Annotated in this window: 15 protein-coding genes; 4 read left to right on the forward strand and 11 right to left on the reverse strand. The window is 41.1% G+C overall.

Going from position 1 to position 17,375, the window contains the following annotated elements:
* Nucleotides 1-930 (forward strand): ISL3 family transposase (locus ACI3E5_RS13425; RefSeq protein ID WP_428207897.1); only part of this gene is annotated, 930 nt, incomplete at its 5' end.
* Nucleotides 931-1,167: 237 nt separating this feature from the next.
* Here ACI3E5_RS13425 and ACI3E5_RS13430 read toward each other — a convergent pair.
* On the reverse strand, nt 1,168-2,544 hold the full coding sequence (locus ACI3E5_RS13430) for a CHAP domain-containing protein (protein WP_498821927.1): 1,377 nt from the start codon (nt 2,542-2,544) through the stop codon (nt 1,168-1,170).
* Between the two features lie 391 nt (nt 2,545-2,935).
* Here ACI3E5_RS13430 and ACI3E5_RS13435 point away from each other — a divergent pair, with 391 nt between their 5' ends.
* On the forward strand, nt 2,936-4,336 hold the full coding sequence (locus ACI3E5_RS13435) for a metallophosphoesterase (protein WP_498855878.1): 1,401 nt from the start codon (nt 2,936-2,938) through the stop codon (nt 4,334-4,336).
* Nucleotides 4,337-4,787: 451 nt separating this feature from the next.
* Here the strand turns inward: ACI3E5_RS13435 and ACI3E5_RS13440 are convergent, their stop codons facing one another.
* The 5 genes from ACI3E5_RS13440 to ACI3E5_RS13460 all read right to left on the reverse strand — a co-directional run bounded on the left by ACI3E5_RS13440 (nt 4,788) and on the right by ACI3E5_RS13460 (nt 10,858).
* Nucleotides 4,788-5,141, reverse strand: coding sequence for a nuclear transport factor 2 family protein (locus tag ACI3E5_RS13440; protein WP_060792883.1), 354 nt, complete (start codon nt 5,139-5,141; stop codon nt 4,788-4,790).
* A 496-nt stretch (nt 5,142-5,637) separates the two neighbouring features.
* On the reverse strand, nt 5,638-5,838 hold the full coding sequence (locus ACI3E5_RS13445; RefSeq protein ID WP_005225331.1) for a cold-shock protein: 201 nt from the start codon (nt 5,836-5,838) through the stop codon (nt 5,638-5,640).
* A gap of 247 nt (nt 5,839-6,085) precedes the next feature.
* Nucleotides 6,086-7,546, reverse strand: a complete 1,461-nt coding sequence (locus tag ACI3E5_RS13450; protein WP_081117307.1) for a glycoside hydrolase family 1 protein — start codon at nt 7,544-7,546, stop codon at nt 6,086-6,088.
* 1 nt (nt 7,547) lies between these two features.
* Nucleotides 7,548-8,990, reverse strand: coding sequence for a family 1 glycosylhydrolase (locus ACI3E5_RS13455; protein ID WP_498821923.1), 1,443 nt, complete (start codon nt 8,988-8,990; stop codon nt 7,548-7,550).
* Complete coding sequence (locus ACI3E5_RS13460; RefSeq protein ID WP_081091758.1) at nt 8,987-10,858, reverse strand: beta-glucoside-specific PTS transporter subunit IIABC; 1,872 nt, start codon at nt 10,856-10,858, stop codon at nt 8,987-8,989. Before ACI3E5_RS13460 ends, ACI3E5_RS13455 begins: the two co-directional genes overlap by 4 nt.
* Nucleotides 10,859-10,965: 107 nt before the next feature.
* On the opposite strand from ACI3E5_RS13460, the gene ACI3E5_RS13465 reads away from it, so the two are divergent.
* Entirely contained in the window at nt 10,966-11,775 is an 810-nt protein-coding gene (locus tag ACI3E5_RS13465) for a MurR/RpiR family transcriptional regulator (RefSeq protein WP_015509153.1), read from the forward strand.
* A 245-nt stretch (nt 11,776-12,020) separates the two neighbouring features.
* On the forward strand, nt 12,021-12,605 hold the full coding sequence (locus tag ACI3E5_RS13470) for a polymer-forming cytoskeletal protein (protein WP_010747631.1): 585 nt from the start codon (nt 12,021-12,023) through the stop codon (nt 12,603-12,605).
* Between the two features lie 194 nt (nt 12,606-12,799).
* Here the strand turns inward: ACI3E5_RS13470 and ACI3E5_RS13475 are convergent, their stop codons facing one another.
* The 5 genes from ACI3E5_RS13475 to ACI3E5_RS13495 form a co-directional block, all read right to left on the reverse strand.
* Complete coding sequence (locus ACI3E5_RS13475) at nt 12,800-14,464, reverse strand: peptide ABC transporter substrate-binding protein (RefSeq protein WP_060792886.1); 1,665 nt, start codon at nt 14,462-14,464, stop codon at nt 12,800-12,802.
* A 228-nt stretch (nt 14,465-14,692) separates the two neighbouring features.
* Entirely contained in the window at nt 14,693-15,496 is an 804-nt protein-coding gene (locus ACI3E5_RS13480; protein ID WP_498821921.1) for a hypothetical protein, read from the reverse strand.
* A 21-nt stretch (nt 15,497-15,517) separates the two neighbouring features.
* The gene (locus ACI3E5_RS13485) at nt 15,518-15,640 is read right to left on the reverse strand and encodes a hypothetical protein (protein WP_498821919.1); all 123 of its coding nucleotides are present in this window, start codon (nt 15,638-15,640) and stop codon (nt 15,518-15,520) included.
* A 108-nt stretch (nt 15,641-15,748) separates the two neighbouring features.
* Complete coding sequence (locus tag ACI3E5_RS13490) at nt 15,749-16,588, reverse strand: Cof-type HAD-IIB family hydrolase (RefSeq protein WP_034858307.1); 840 nt, start codon at nt 16,586-16,588, stop codon at nt 15,749-15,751.
* A 156-nt stretch (nt 16,589-16,744) separates the two neighbouring features.
* A complete protein-coding gene (locus tag ACI3E5_RS13495; RefSeq protein ID WP_060792888.1) occupies nt 16,745-17,368 on the reverse strand; it encodes an N-acetyltransferase in 624 nt (207 codons plus the stop codon).
* Between the last annotated feature and the right edge of the window lie 7 nt (nt 17,369-17,375).

Below are 17,375 nucleotides of genomic sequence, written 5' to 3' on the forward strand. Positions count from 1 at the left end.
TTACTGACTGAAAAAGTATCTTTATCTTTTATTGCGAAAAGCTGTCAGGTATCTTTGACCACCGTTATTCGTACATTAAAAGAGTTTAAAAGCTATTTGCCAAAGCAGTCTAAGAAGATTCTCCCCAGAGTATTGATGGTTGATGAATTTCGTTCGCACACTTCCATAGAAGATAAGATGAGCTTTATTTGTGCAGATGGCGAAACAGGAAAATTAATAGATGTTTTGCCTACGCGTAAATTACCCCGATTAACAAGCTATTTCTTAGGTTGTACCAATCCAGAAGAAGTAGAATTCTTGGTTACAGACATGAACGCTGCCTACTTCCAGCTCACCAAACGTGTTCTGCCAAATGCGAAAATAGTGATTGATCGGTTTCATATTGTCAATCACATGAATCAAGCGTTCAATGAGTTGCGTATCCGTGAAATGAATGAACTTCGTAAAGCAGGACAGAAAAGCCAGGCAGAAAAACTGAAAAAGAACTGGCGCTTTTTGCTAAAAAATCGTGCAAGCATCAACCATTATGAGTACAAAACATGGAAAAGTTTCCGAGCACCAAAATACCCATTTCTCACTGAAGCAATGATGATTGATCGATTGCTTGAGTTTTCTGCGCCCCTAAAGGAGGCGTATCCCTTTTTTCATGAATTAGTTGAAGCCTTTCGAGACAAAGACCCTGACTTATTTTTCTCCTTATTGGCAGAACTTCCCGAAACGTTAGATGACGGCTTTCGGGAGAAGCTTCAAAACCTTCTGACCTATGAAGAAGGTATCACCAACGCAATGATCTATCCTTATTCCAATGGAAAAATTGAAGCGAAGAATACCCACATAAAGACAATGAAACGAGTATCCTACGGATTTAAATCATTCGAGAACATGAGAATTAGAATCTTTTTGATCAATCAATTAATCAATGTAAGATAACAAAAAATCTGAGCCAGAATGTGGTTCATTCTGACCCAGATTTGATTTTGCACAACTCATCAGTCCTTATTGACAAAGAGCCCGAAAAACCTCCTATTTTCTATAGAATCTTGATAAGATTTGAGAGAACCCTGTCTTGCCTCTCTGAGTAGTTCTCTTATCTGACTGATTTAGAAAGCTATCGATCAAATAAAAAAGCATCAACGCGATTGCGTTGATGCTTTGCTTTTGAATTGATTAGCGATGGATGTAAGTATATCCAGATGCGCTCATTGTTGCAGTGTTTGGTCCACCAGGACTGTCAAAGCCCATTCCGCCTTGAGAGATTGTGATGGTATTGTTTGATGGGTTGTATGATTCAACATAGGCTACGTGTCCATAAGTTGGATCAGCAGTCCATTCGCCACCAACTGATTGATCAGCGGCAAAGACTACAACGGCACCGGCTGCTGGTGTACCATTGACAGTGTATCCATCAGCTGCAGCTGACGCACCCCATTGTGCACCATTACCCCAGTAAGTACCTACCCAAGGAGCGCGGTTTTTCACGTACCAAGTACATTGACCCCAAGCATACATGTTACCTGAGCTTGAATGATCTTTTCCACCGCCAGTAGAAATACTTCCTGTAGAATTATTGTTTGATGAAGAGTTTGAATCTGAGTTACTTGAGCTTGAATTGCTTGAACCAGTGTTTGAAGAGCCTGCGTTCGATGAACTTGAGCTGTTAGAACTGCTGGTATTGCTTGAGCTTGTGTTGCTTGAAGAACTACTTGTTGCTGTTTCAGTAGAAGCTGTTGTATTCTCTGTCGTGCTTTCAGTTGATTGAGCAGCAGCTTCTTGTTGTGCTTCTTTCAAAGCAGCAGCTTGTCTTTCTTCTTCTGCTTTTTGAGCAGCAGCAGCTTCTTGTTGTTCTTTCAAGATACGTGCTTTTTCAGCTTCCGCTTCTTGTTTTTTCTTATTCAATGCATCTTTGTCTTTTTCAGCAGTCGCTTGTTCTGCTGCTAAGTTTGCTTTCAAGACATTTAAGTCAGCTTGTTTTGCTGCGATGGCATCTCTTTGTTGGCTAAGTTCTGCTTGGTTCGCAGCAACTTCTTGGATCTTGCTTTCGTTTTCTTTGACTTTGTCTTCAACATCTTGTTTGTCTTGTTTTTGTTGTTCAACTAAATCATTGTTTGCATTGACGATCGTTGTCATCGCTTGTACGCGACCGATAACATCCGTTAAAGAATCTGCTTCTAAAACAGCATCAATGAAATTGGTGCTTTGACCGTTAACTTGTACATCACGGGCTTGCTTTTGGATTGCTTCTTCACGTTTGGCAATACGCAATTTCAATGTTGCGATTTTGTCTTGCAATTTCTCAGCTTCTTGACCTAACTCAACTTGTTTCGCTTCTAATGAAGCAACTTTTGCACTCACTGTTTCAATTTCTGCTTCTAGAGAATCGATTTGTGATTGGGCGTCAGCTTGCTGACCTTTAAGAGAATTGATTTTTTGGTCTTGCTGCTCGATTTGATCATCAATGGAATCTGCAAATGCTAATGCAGGTGCTGCAACTGCTGTTAATGTTAGTGAACACACCATTAATGCTGATAACAAACTATTCTTCACTCGTTTTTCCTCCGACTAGCTGGTTGATTTGACAGATGAACTGCCTTTATAAAAACTTAATTTTGTCTAAGAAAGTTTAATGTTCGATTTAACGACAAATGAATTCTACCATAATGATATGACACACAGATAAAGGAAATGTTACAAAAATGTTTCAATCTAACACTCCCTTTATCTCAACGATAAATAACATGACAATTAAAGACCGTTAAATCAACGTTTCTGAATAAATTACCGCATTTTCTTTTCATTTTCATCATCTAAAATAAATTCAATTCATGTTATCTTTATCAAAATTAAGGCTAATTATTCAAGGATTATAACTTGATCACGATTATTTTATTAAGAAAAACTATGAAAACAAGAAATCATTCAAAAAAAGACCATTTATGTGACAAGATCCCTATTCCTTTCTATAATAAATAAAACAAGCGAGGAGGGAATCGCGATTCGTACACACAAAAAATGGTTTTGGCCATTGGCACTACTTACACTTTTTGTCACCTGTTTCCTGTTATTCTTTCAATTTCGTAAGGTGCATGAAGCCGATACTCCATTGCAACAGGCGAGCAACAGTGAGTTTTGGCTCTTAAGTGATATTCATTTTCTTTCCTCCACGCTCCATGATAACGGCGCAGCCTTTCAGACCTTCACAAAGGGAGCTGCTGGCAAAGAGATGACGTATCAAGAACAATCGATCGAGGCCTTCACCGCTCAAGCCTTAAAAGAGAAACCCACGGGAATTATTTTGACCGGTGATATGACGCTCAATGGCGAGAAAGCAAGTGCTCAAGAGTTGGCAAGATTGCTTGAACCATTGCAAGAAGCTGACATTATGGTTTTAGCATTACCTGGCAACCACGAGATTTACAATGGTTGGGCGCGAGCATTTAAAGGTGAAAAGGAATACTACGCAGATCAAATCAGTCCTGAGGATTTTCAAACGATTTTTGCTGAAGGTTACGAAAAAGCCAACATTATCGACAAGTCTTCCCTTAGCTACAGCATTCAGTTAAACGACAAGTATCGTCTCTTTTTGCTCGATTCATGTATCTACGATTCTGAGGTTAATTGGGATGATCCTACTACGAATGGTGAGTTGAAACCGGCTACTCTAACTTGGTTGGAGGAGCAATTAACCCTGACGAAAGAAGCGGAGCAAGTACCACTGGTCTTTTTGCACCATAACTTGTTCGGTCATAATGAACTCTTACAAGACGGTTATGTTCTTGACAACGCCTCTGAGACTGTCGCTTTGTTGGAACGCTTCAACGTGCCAGCCGTTTTCTCTGGTCATATCCACATTCAAGACATTAACGAAGGGAATGATTCGCTTTATGAAGCAGTCACTGGGTCTTATTCAACGGCAGAATTAGGCTACGGCGTCCTTTCTCTTTCTGACAAGGAAATCAACTACGAAGCACGCCAGATTGATCTCGATGCTTGGGCGGCTGAAACGAAGCAAACTGATGAACAGTTGCTGAACTATCAAAACTACCAGAAAAGTATTTTTGAAAAAGACACCGACCAACTGGTCCGTGACCAATTGTCCGCAGTGTCTGAACTGTCAGATGCCCAGATGACAAAACTTTGTACGTTTGTCACGAAGCTGAACACTGCCCTTTTTACTGGCAATGATACTTACTCAGCCGAAGAAAAAGCTGCTATCAAAGACTCCAAGGAGTATCAGTGGTTAGCGACCTATTCTTACTTTTTGAAGCAATATGTCGATTCAATGCTGGACGATCAAACCGATGATCGCAAGCTGACGATCCCCCTCACAGCAGAATAAAGCCAAAAAGTGTCTTCTTCCTTTCTTTTAGGAAAAAGACACTTTTTCTTTTCTAATGAACGATAGCCCTCTCGTTTGGGTAAACGAGAAGGCTATCTGACGAGTCAATATTTATTCTTTGAAAGTGCAGCATACTATTACTACTATTATTTATTTCTCATTTAAACGATACAATCCCTAACCTCTATTGTATCCTTGTAACTCTGAAGTTACGCCAGGTTTGAATAAATTTCTTCAAAACAAGTAACGTGTGGTACAAAAATATTTGTCGCTTATCAATAACTATACCACGCAACTAGGCGCCGACGGAAGTAAACTAACTTATTCTTAATCATTACTTAAAACAAAAGGTATTGTTTTCAAACAGTGTTGCTCCTTTAAGAATTTTACGTGAAGCGATTAACCTTCCTGTCATGCATATCTGCTAACCATTCCTATAAGGGAATTCCTTTTATTCAATAGGCAAGTCGTGCTGTTTTAAGAAAGATAATTTATCCCAGTAGCCTCTTTGAAATAAAATTTTATCATTTACTATTTGAAAAAAACCGCAACCTCTCAAACCTAAGGGGTCACGCCACTCTAAAATTGCCCATTGTCCATCTTCGAAAATGTTCTCAACGATACAAACCATTTTTGCGTTAGAAAAATCTTGCTCAAACATCTGCTTGATCGCTTGTTTCCCAACAACTGGCTCATTAGCAACCTGGTGGTTTATTGCATTCTCATCATATAATTCTGAAATACATTCTACATCTGCCTGATTAAACGCATCAACCCATTGGCAAAGTATTTCTTTTGGCTTCATATAAATCTCCCTCGAAATGTAATCATCTTTGTTCCCATCTCCAATAAAAAAAGCAGCTAATTTGTACCAATATATTCTACTTTTACAATTCATTCAAGACAATATCGATGAAACGAATAAGAAATATCGATCTTTCACATCGATTACTCTTGTATAAGTACGGGGTACCATATATTGAATCGTAGCATGTTTCGCTTTAATGGTAGCAACGCCACTAAACCTATTCAACCACTTTATTAATTTATTGAATACGGTATACAGCCCCTCTTTCTTTTTATACGCTTATCATCGAATGAGAAATCATAGGTAAGTAAACCGCAACGCTTAGGGCTAGTTGAATAGTGAAATCAAAGATGTACTATTTACCATGTCAGGTCCTCAAAACCTGCAACTATTCTCTTGTAGCAGATCATCAAAACCCTATCCATTTCAATAATTATGTAAATTAAAGCAAAAAAAAGCGAGAACCCAATGGATTCTCGCTTGTTAACGTCAATTAACCTTTAACGATGTTTGTTGCTTGTAAGCCACGTTGGCCTTCTTCAACGTCGAAAGTCACTGCTTGACCTTCTTCTAAAGTTTTGAAGCCGTCGCCTTGGATAGCTGAGAAGTGAGCAAATACATCATTGCCGTCTTCACCTGTAATAAATCCAAAACCTTTATCTGCATTAAACCATTTTACTGTACCGTTATTCATAAACGTATACCTCCATATTACACATCGACTGTGTTTATTTGTTTGTAATAGAAAATGATGTGTAATTGAAGTGTGTATCAATAGAAAAGATAAACAAGTATTAACATATCAGAACTTTACCTATTCATCATAGCATGGTTAAAATAAAATAGCAAATAAAGTTGGCTTTTTTTCTTGATAAAAAGGTAAATTGTTAAGAAACCTTATGATTAAACCTAGCAATTGCTTTATCTGGAAGAATCAAAAATCAAAGAGTTGCGCCGTTTGAAGCAATTACTTTTTTGTACCAATCAAATGACGCTTTCTTGATGCGTTTCTTTGTGCCATTGCCTTCATCGTCTTGGTCAACATAGATAAAGCCATAACGTTTCGACATTTGTGAGGTTGAGGCACTAATGATATCGATACAGCCCCATGCCGTATAGCCAAAGACCTCGACGCCATCATGCAACGCTTCATTGATTTGTTCAATATGCTGACGCAGATAGTCGATTCGATAAAAATCATCGATGGTGCCATCTTCGTTTACGACATCTTCTGCTCCCAAACCGTTTTCGGCAATAAACAAAGGTTTTTGGTAGCGGTCATAGAGTTGATTCAATGCTGTTCGCAACCCTTTGGGATCGATCTGCCAGCCCCATTTACTGCTTGGCAAATAGGGATTTTTAATCCCACCAGTGATCAGATTCCCGACAGCACTTTCCAATCGTTCTGGATGTGCGCTGACTGCACTGGACATATAGTAACTAAATGAAACAAAATCAACCGGGTTTTCTCGGATGACTTCTAAGTCTCCTGGTTCGATCACCAATTCCACTCCTTTTTCTTCAAACATGCGGTTGGCATATGCTGGATAATAGCCTCTTGCCTGCACATCACTGAAAAAGAGTGAGGTTCGTTGACTTTCAACTGTTTTTTGGACATCGTCTGGATCACAGCTGTACGGCGTTAATAATTGATAGCTGATCATGCAGCCGACCTTGGCATTGGGAATCAATCGATGGCAATAGTCAGTCACGATTGCGCTGGCGACAAATTGATGGTGCGCCCCTTGGTACTTGTCTTGTTCAATATTAGGATGACCTTCTTCAATGATCCCGACACTAACATATGGATGGTGTTTGACACAATTGATTTCATTAAAAGTCACCCAGTATTTGACTTTCTTTTGGTATCGCTCAATCACCGTCTTGGCAAAACGGACATAAAAGTCGATCACTTGCCGGTTTGGCCATCCTCCATACTCAGTCACTAAATACAAAGGCATCTCATAATGGGATAGTGATACCACTGGTTCGATCCCATACTTCAAACACTCATCAAAGACTGCGTCGTAAAATGCCAATCCAGCTTCGTTTGGCTTTACCTCATCCCCCTTTGGAAAGATCCGTGTCCAGGCAATTGACATCCGATAGGCTTTGAAGCCCATCTCAGCAAATAAACGAATATCTTCTTTAAAGTGATGATAAAAATCGATTCCCTGTCTTTTCGGATAGTATTTCGTGCTGTTTGGATCCTGTGCTTCTGCAACTTGCTGATGAGTCATCATATGCCATTGGTCAGTCCATCGTTCTTTCGGCATTGAGGAATCGAATAGATAGACATCAGAAACCGACAAGCCTTTTCCATCGATTCCAGAACCTCCTTCAACTTGGTTGGCAGCCGTTGCTCCTCCCCAGAGGAAATCTTTTGGAAAATAACTTTTCATTTTACTTGCCGCCTTTCAAAAATGATTCGTACGCCAACGCTTCCCCATTCGTGGCGATCACTTGCTGATAATACGCAAAACTAGCTTTTTTCTTGCGGGAAAGATCTCCGCTACCATCATTTTGCTTATCGACATAGATAAAGCCGTATCGTTTTTCCATCTCTCCTGTCCCCGCAGAAACGATATCGATCGGTCCCCACCATGTATAGCCTAGAATCGTTGCGCCATCTTTGATCGATTCCGCCATTGCTTCTACATGGTCTTTTAAATAGGCCATCCGTTCTTCATCGACGATCGATCCATCTTCATTGACAACATCCTTTAAACCAATTCCATTTTCAACGATAAATAATGGTTTTTGATAGCGATCAGTCAATTCGCTGCAAACATAGCGTAATGCCAGCGGATCGATCGGCCATTCCCAAGCAGTTTCTTTTAGGTAAGGATTCTTTTTCCCTAGTAATCCGCCAGTATTGCCTAAAATTTTCATGCCTGCTTCATGCAATGAGCTGCGGTAAAAACTAAAGCCTAAATAATCGCAGGTCCCCGCTTTAATGATCGCTAGATCTTCTTCTGTAATGTCCAGCAACAGATGATTATCCTTCACGATGCGGTCGAAGTATTCCGGATAGGCGCCTCGCAATTGCACATCACTATAGAACAAGGAACGACGGCGCAGTTGATACGATTCAAAAACATCTTGCGGGTTGCACGTTGCAGGGTAAATCGGGCTCAGTGACAGCATACAGCCAATCTGATTGTTTTCATCTACTGCCTTCCCATTCAGAACTGCTTTGGCACTTGCAACAAACATATTATGACTTGCTTGATAAAGTGCCTGTAATTTTTCTTCTTCAGTCTCGAAAGAAAATACATCGATACCTGCTGCGAGTAACGGGATCGTATGGGTATGGTTGATTTCATTGAAAGTCATCCAATATTTCACTTTCCCTTTGTAGCGTGCAAAAACCACTTTTGTATACCGATCAAAAAAATCGATCAGTACACGATTTTGCCAACCACCATATTTCGTCACCAAATGCAGTGGCGTCTCAAAATGAGCTAATGTAACAACTGGTTGGATCCCTTTTTCATTCAAGGCATCAAATAAATCATCATAAAATTGTAAACCTGCTTCATTGGGTTCCGTCTCATCCCCATTCGGAAAAATGCGACTCCAAGCAATTGAGGTACGCAAACACTTCAAGCCCATTTCCGCAAAAAGTTCAATGTCTTCTGGGTACCGATGATAAAAGTCGATGGCTTCATGGCTCGGATAAAAGTTATCCTCTTCAAGCTGCAGTGAAACTTGCTCAATACGTTTTTCACCAACTGGTAAAATATCCGCTACACTTAATCCTTTTCCTCCTTCCAAATAAGCTCCTTCGGCTTGATTTGCGGCGATTGCGCCGCCCCATAGGAAATTTTTTGGAAATACACTCATGAAATCGCTCCTTTTAATAAATCATTTGCTACCAAAGCGGTAACGTCTTTTTTCGCTTGATCCACAACTGTCAATGCATCTTCTTTGATCACACTGGTAAAGACCAACATGGTTGTCGGATCATATCCTTTTTCAATAATTTTTGCTAAGTCAAAGGTGCCAATTTTTTGTCCCTTCACGACTTGATCCCCTTGTTTCACCGAAATCTCAAACACGCCTTTTGCTAAATCAACCGTGTCTAAGCCGATATGCACCAACACTTCCGTCCCAGCAGCTGATTGGATCCCAAAAGCATGTCCAGTTGGAAAAACTGTCACAACCGTACCAGTAAGTGGCGCATAAATATCGCCGGCTGATGGATAAACGGCTAATCCATCCCCCATTGCTCGAGAAGAAAATACTTCATCTTTGACATCATCAAGCGTGATCGTTTCACCAGCAACTGGTGTCATCACTTGCAGCCCTGCACCTTCTTCTAAAACAGGTTCTAGCGTTTCTTCAAATCCTAATACATAGGTCAAAATAGCAGTACCGAAGAACGCAAAGGCAATGCCGATCAAATAGTACACAAAGGTGTCCCCAAAGAAAGCTGGCAATGTCGTCAATGCTGGGAAAACATAGACGATGGCCTTGGTTTGCATCATTCCCATAAACGCACCAGCAAGGGCACCAACGATGGTTTGAGCAATCAACGGCTTTTTAAATTTTACCGAAAGTCCATAGACGATTGGCTCTGTAATTCCGCCAAGCAATGCTGGAAGCAAGGAAGATAGCGCCAGGCCTTTGGTTTCTTTTCTGCGAGAGCGTAAAAATACACCTAAAGCAACCCCAGCACTCGCAAATGTTGCTGCTGCGATCATCGGGCGCAGCGTATCATAGCCATATACCGCTAGGTTATTGACCATGATCGGTACAACTCCCCAATGGATCCCGATCATTACTAAGAATGTCCAACCGCCACCGATCAACAAGCCAGCCAACAGCCCGCTCTTGTCGCTGATAAAGTTCATGGCATTGCCTAAACCGTCTCCAAGCATTACACCGACCGGTCCAATGATCAAAACGGTCAAAGGCACCATGATCAAAAGAGCTACTAGTGATAGAGCAAAAATCTCGATACTCTTAGGAATGATCCGTTTGAGTAGTCGTTCCAAATGCGAGTAGATATAGATCGAAACGATCGCTGGAATCACGGTACCCGAATACCCCATCAACACAGCTGGGATGCCAAAGAAATCGACCGTCACACCGTTTTCCGTCACCATTGCTGTAAAATTCGGCTCCAGCAACGCCCCAACGATTGCTAAAGCAATAAACATATTGACTTTGAAAATCCGCGCTGCACTGATCGCTAAAAATAAAGGCAAGAAATAAAAGACACTATTGCCAGCAGCAGCTAATATTTTATAGGTGCTTCCTTCCGCATCCATCAAATGATAGGTTGTAAAAACAACTAGCAAAGCTTTCAACATCCCTGCCCCTGCAAGAGCAACAATGATTGGATTAAAGATCGCAGACAATACATTGAAGAATCGGATAAATACATTGCCTTGTTTTTCTGTTGATTCTTCGGCATCCCCATCACTTTCCAAAGCATTTTGGATCGAATACTTACTCATGATCGTTTGAAAAACATCCGCTACATGATTACCGATCACGACTTGAAACTGGCCGTTTCCTTCAATGACAGACAATACCCCATCAAGCTGCTGAATCTTATCCTTATTTTTTCGTGCCAACTCGACATCTTTCAACTTAAAACGCAATCTAGTGATGCAATGATACAGGCTAACGATATTTTGTTCCCCACCGACCTGTGCTATAATTTCACTAGCAAGTTTTGAATAATCTTTTGCCAAATGACTCACTCCCGTGTTTGATTTATAAAGCGCTTTATGGCGTTACTATAGCAGATTTTTTTCTCTCACCTGCGAAAGTTCGCAATTTGGAAACTGCTTACAAGAAAGGAAAGAAAATGGGCCTCTTAATCATTCGTTTATTGAATCTTTTAAATAATGCACCCACTGATTCCACCAACTACTATATCGGTTTGACCATGATCAACCATTATGATCAGATCCAAACTCTAAGCATTGGTGAATTCGCTGCTCTTTGCCATGTGTCAAAGTCAACCGTTTCAAAATTCGCTCGCACCTTGGGCTTTGATGATTATGGCGATCTAAAAGACAACGCTGCCTTTATCGAAAACCGCTTCAACAATCCCCTGAATTATCGTTCGAATATTTTGTCTGCCTTAGAGCAAGAGGGCGTAGACTCCTATTTTGACGCAGTTGTACAAGACATCGATTATCTGCGTCATCATCTTGATCTGCCAGCCATCGAACGGGTCGCAAAAGCCATTGTGACGCATAAAAATGTCTTTGCTTTTGGAATTTTATTCTCAGAATCGGCTGCTATTGATTTCCAGATCAAACTAGCATACAACGGCAAGTTCATTCGGACCTTCCAAGACGATCTTGTACAGGAAGAAATCATCAAGACCGCTGATGAAGAATCGCTGTTTATCATTTTTACCAACTCCGGTGACTACCTAACGAAACAGCAAATTCGAAATGGAACACCACGGAAAGATTTCTTCGATCGAACCAAAGCCAAAGTCATCGTGATCACCGCTAATCCACAGATCTCGGAACTGCCCTTTGTCCAAGAAGCAATCATCTTCCCTCACCAAACCCATTTTCAAACCCATGCTTTTATGTATCAGTTCATCATGGATTTGATCGTATCGAAGTTCAAGCAGTTGACGGATCGAAAGCGCATGTAGTAATGACCCTCCATTATAGAAGAAGGGCATTTCTTCCATAATGGAGGGTTCTTTGTGAATAAGATGTCTCATTCATTCGTAAGCGTCACTCATTTATTCCTAGTTTCTTTGAAATTTTTTTAATCCTAGGCTGCTATTTATTAAATTTCTCCTCATTTATGTTTTTTGTTTCACAAACTTCACCTCGGTATGGTATAATCATTTTGTTTTTAAGAAAACTATGGGAATACAAAGGAGAAGGAAACATGAAAAAAACTAAAATCACTTTAATCGCTGCATCATTGCTTATGGGAGGCACTCTTTTAGCTGCATGTAGTTCAGATAACGATACAGCTGCAAGCTCATCATCATCAACAGCAGCTTCAACTGCTGCATCAACTGAATCATCAGATGACGTTGTTTCAACTGCTTCTATCAGTGACCAAACTTCAGTGATCGAAAAAGCATTGAGCGCAGATGGTAACTGGATCGTTGCTGTAACTGGCGACATGACATTTGATAACGATGTAACCGTTGATGGCGAATTCCACGACAAAGGTGACGACTCTGCTGATATCTACCGTAAATTTGCATTGTACTCACAAGATGAAGACCGCAACGTAACAGCTGAATACACAGTAACTGTTCCTAAATTGATCGTTAACTCAGAAAACTTCAACATCGTTCACGGTGTAATCAAAGGTGACGTTGAAGTGAATGCTAACGGCTTTGTATTGAACGGTGCAAAAGTTGAAGGTAACGTAACATTCACTTCAAAAGAATTCCAAGATTCAGCAACACTTGACGAAGATGGCGCTTCTGTAACAGGTGACGTAACAGTTAGCGAATAATCTTTCACTGGATTTCTGTGAAATAGATGAACAAAAAACGAGGTTGGCAAGTCGATCGTTGATCCCTTGCCAACTTTTTTTGTTTTTTTATAAACAATTGCATCCGCTCTCATTACTAACATTGTGTAAGTAAGAACAAAGCCCAAGAAAAAAAACTGGCTTGCTTACGCAAAACCAGTTTCTTCTTTAGGCGCTTATTCTTCAATAACTGCCCACTTGTAGTCATATTGCGCACCAGCACCGTGTGATACGACCCCTTTTACTTTTGGTGCACGTAAATGAGCTTCAACGTTTTGGTACACAGGGATGACCCCTTGTTGATCCATAATGATTTTCTCTGCATCTAACAAGTCTTGCCAGCGAGCATCTGGATTGCCAGCGTTTGTCGTGGCAGACGATTTCACTGCTGTATCGTACTCCTCACTTGTCCAACGACCGCGGTTGTAGGAATTGTCGGTAACAAACAAATCAGTAAAGCTGCTAGCATCCGCATAGTCAGCTCCCCAACCACCCATGACGACATCAAAGTCACCTGAGTTTGAACGATCTAAACGAACGGAGAAAGGAACAGGACTTAGGCTAACTTTCACCCCATCCAGCGTGTCTTGAATCGCACTTTGAATATACTCAATGGCCTTTTTGGTTGAATCTGTATCAGAAGCCAAAATTTCAAAGCTCAAGGAATCGATTCCTAACGCCTCTTTGGCTTTTTCCCAATGTTCTTTGGCCTTTTCTTGATCGTATTCAATGACACTTTCCGCTTCATCGACAAAATCAGTATTATCAGTTGGGTTAAAGGTCATTCCTTTTGGTATCAATCCTGTGGAAGCCAATGAACCGTCCCCTAAAATCGATGTCACTAATGCATCACGATCGATGGCATAAGAGATTGCTTTACGCAGATCCTCATTGCGGAATGGCGAATCTTCTTCTCGCTGATTCAACTCGATATAGGAAGTACGGGCTAATGGTTCTGAAACAAACGCTTCATCATTGGCCATCTGCTGCGCCAATTCTCCTGTTAAGATGACGTCGTCTGCTTGCCCATCTTGGAATAGATTCAAGGAAGTTGATGATTCTTTTACGACACTAACATTGATGGTATCAAGTTTCACCGTCTCTTTGTCCCAATATTGGTCATTCTTTTCATATGACCATTCTGTATCGGTTCCTGGCCCATCAAAGCCAGCTAACACAAAGGGTCCATTGTAAACGGCATTGTCGCTTGTTGAAGCATATTGATCGCCGTTGTCTTCTACAACTGCTTGGCTTTGTGGGAAGAAGGATGGAAACGCCAATAAGTATTGGAAGTATGGCGTAGGCGTCGTCAGCGTGATTTCTAATTCATAGTCACTGACTGCTTTGATCCCTAATTCTGAGGCATCTTTTTCACCTGCTGTTATCGCTTCGGCATTGGTTACGGGCGCAAATAAGTACGCATACTCAGAACCTGTTTCCGCACTTACAGTGCGTTGCCAGCCAAAGACATAATCCGCTGCTGTTACTGGTTCTCCATTTGACCATTTGGCATCTTCTCGTAATTTCAATTTATAGGTCAGACCATCTTCACTGACTTCCGCTAATTCGGCGGCACCTGCTGGTTCGGGCTTACTATCAGCATCTAAGCGGTACAACCCTTCATACACATTATTTAAAGCACTGAAACTGATCGTATCGGTGGCTAAGGATAGATCGGCACTCGGCATTTCTTGTTGAACCACAACATTAAAAATTTGTTCGGCAGCTGCTGTCCCACTACCACTTGAACTTTCACCTGTACTTGATGTCCCTCCTGTTGAGCAACCTGCTAATACGATTCCACAAACAGCGACGACACCATATCCCCATTTTTTCTTCATCTTACCTACCCCTTATGAAAATCCAAAATTTTCAGAATTATTACAAAACTCTGAATGTAAATAAGATTTTAATAAATATTAATTATAAAAGCAAGCTATTTTTCTCATTTTATTATTATTTATTTTTTATGTTAACACTGCACGTTATTATTTATGACACAAAAACAAAAAACACAAAGCGAACAAGATCTCGCTTTGTGTTTTTTTATCTTTGGATAGAAACGTGGATTACTCCATTTTATAGCTTTGACGTGTCACTTTCCCCTCTCGTACCGTAGCGATAATAGTTGGCACAGCCCCAATCGCCGTAAAGAGATAGACCAGACCTAAGTTCCCGTAATACTGACTCGCTTCCAAATATCCTTCACGAATCAAATCAGGTAAAATACGAAAGGCATAGAAGACATCAACGTCCGTGTAATAATTCGCTACACTGATCGACCAGTCGATACGATTCCCGACATAGACCATGATGATCATGACGATAATACTACTAATAATACCTTTTGTGCTGAGTTTTCCACCTAATAATTCATACTCTTTGATGGCACAGATCGCCATCGCGATCCCAGACAATGCAGCAACATACCCCAGTTGTCCTAATAAAATAATTGCGCCGGCACCAATCAGTGAGCCAAGAAACGCACCCACGGTTCCAGCTAACCAATTTTCTTTTTTCTGCCCTTTTTCCCGTTCTTGCGCAAGGACTGCTTCTTGTTGTTTCTTAAAGCAAGCTTCACAGGCAATGACGGGAGCGCCGCCAATAGCGTACAGCGAAACCGGCTCAGTGACCGCGCCGCAGAAGGTACAAGCATTTTGGAAGCCTTTGGTCTTCAAAAAATTCGTCAACTGGTCCAACGCAGTACGCAACTTGTCCACAGTTTTCCCTGCAGTCATCGCTCCGCGTAAAGTATAGGCAACTTGATATCCTTGGATCACACAGTCGATGATCTCTTTTGACTCACTTAAAACTTCTTTGACTTCTTCTTGGTTGGGAAGTTCGCCATCTTTGCTAAGTGAAAAGTGAGCCACTAGAGAATAACTATTGTTATTCTATTGAACTAAAAAAAGTTTATAACTATGATACGTTCCATAAATCACCCCAGTGGAAGTATCAACGGAGAGCCCCAACGGCTCGGCAAATTTGGTCAATGTCTTCTCGATCTTCTTATTCATTTTTCTCCTTCTTTCCAACAAACACTTACCTTTTTAGGTATAGCTAAAAGTTTAAGGAGAGTAGAAATGAAAGTCAATCAATTTGTTCAAAAAACCTAGTTTTTTTATCTATTCTGTGACAAATCGTCGCAACGCATCAGTAACCCCATGATCTGTATTGCTAGCCGTCACAAAATCAGCTTTTGCTTTGACCAATTCGGGCGCATTCTCCATCGCAACACCAATACCAGCTGAAGCAATCATTGGCAGGTCGTTAAAATTATCGCCAATCGCTAAGGTTTGCGCCAGCGGCACTTGAAAATAGGCCGCCAATTCATTTAGCGCCTTATCTTTTCCCACAGCTTGATGAGTGACTTCCAAATAATTCTCTTTGGATAAGTAAAAGGCGCTTTCTAAAAATCCAGCGTTCTGGCAGGCAGCATGGAGCGCTTGGATTTCTGCCGTTGTGCCGATCAAAAGAAACTTATGAACCTCAAAAGCTTCTTGTGCCAACAGTTGTTCTAATGAAGTTTCTACAGGAGTCTCTTTGGTGATCGCCGCTTCTGCTCGTGCCCATTGGTCCACTCTTTCGCAATACCACTGATCACCAGAGTAGACATTGATAGAAACACCAGGAAAATCAGCTTTGATGCGCGCAACCAAAGTTTTTGCTTCTGCTTTTTTGACCTCATGACTGAAAATCGGTACCAGTGTGCCCTTTTGATCGTACCCTCCAATCAGGGCACCGTTGTAACAAGCCAAGGGCCAGTCTTCTATCCCTAATTCTTGAGCTATCGGTAGCATTCCTTTCGGGGAGCGAGCGGAAGCCAAAACAAAAGGAATCGCTTGCTGCTTCAATCGTTTGATTTCTTCAATCAAATCCAGATCGATTTGATGCTTATGATCCAAGATCGTCCCATCAATATCACTTAAAATAAACCCTATCTGCTTTTTTTCCAAATAAACCATCCTTTCCCATTCCCCATCCTTTTTACGAAAGCGGATTGAGCCATCGCTTTCGACCAAAACAAGCGCCGTTTCCATAAAACGAAAACAGCTTCCTTGACCTTCTTTGCTTCCAGTTTACCATACTAGCCAATGAAAAAAGAGTGCATCGCTGCACTCTTAGGAAGTATAGATATAAAACTCGATTTCCTTCTTCATCGGTTTTTTGATCCAGCGTTTCACAGCAGCTGCCCGCTTCAAGCCCATATGCTCATAAAAACCGTAATTACAGGTGGTATCGGTATAAAGGAAAAACGGAGCCGTTTTTTCCTGCTGGACCATCGCTAAAAAGGAAGTAAAGAGCTGCTTGCCTACACCCAATCCTTGTGTTTTGGGACTAACGGCAAACAAACCAACTTCGGTCTGAAAAGGAGTTTGTAAATCTTTCAACATCGCTTGATTTAACTCAGCCACCTCCTTGGCATAATGCAACAGCGTATTTCTCCCTTCTTTCGTAAGCATTAAGCAGCCAGCATGCCAAATCGTTTTCCCCCAATAGCGCATTGGATGAAGCTTCTTTCCTCTTTTACTGTCTGCTAATAAGATGCCGACAGCTTCACCATTTAAAAGAGCCACCCGCGAATAGGTCGCACGGGCAAGTTCATAACACAAAAAGACATGAGCAAAGTGCTTGGCGGTCTTCTTGTCAAATTGCTTGTCGTAGTTCCAGCTATCAATAATCACTTGCACAAGCGCAGGCAGATCTTCTCGTTTAAATGGTCGATACGTTACTTTTTTATTCATTCTATCT

The organism is Candidatus Enterococcus avicola, assembly GCF_047470845.1.
Lineage (GTDB): Bacteria > Bacillota > Bacilli > Lactobacillales > Enterococcaceae > Enterococcus_D > Enterococcus_D casseliflavus.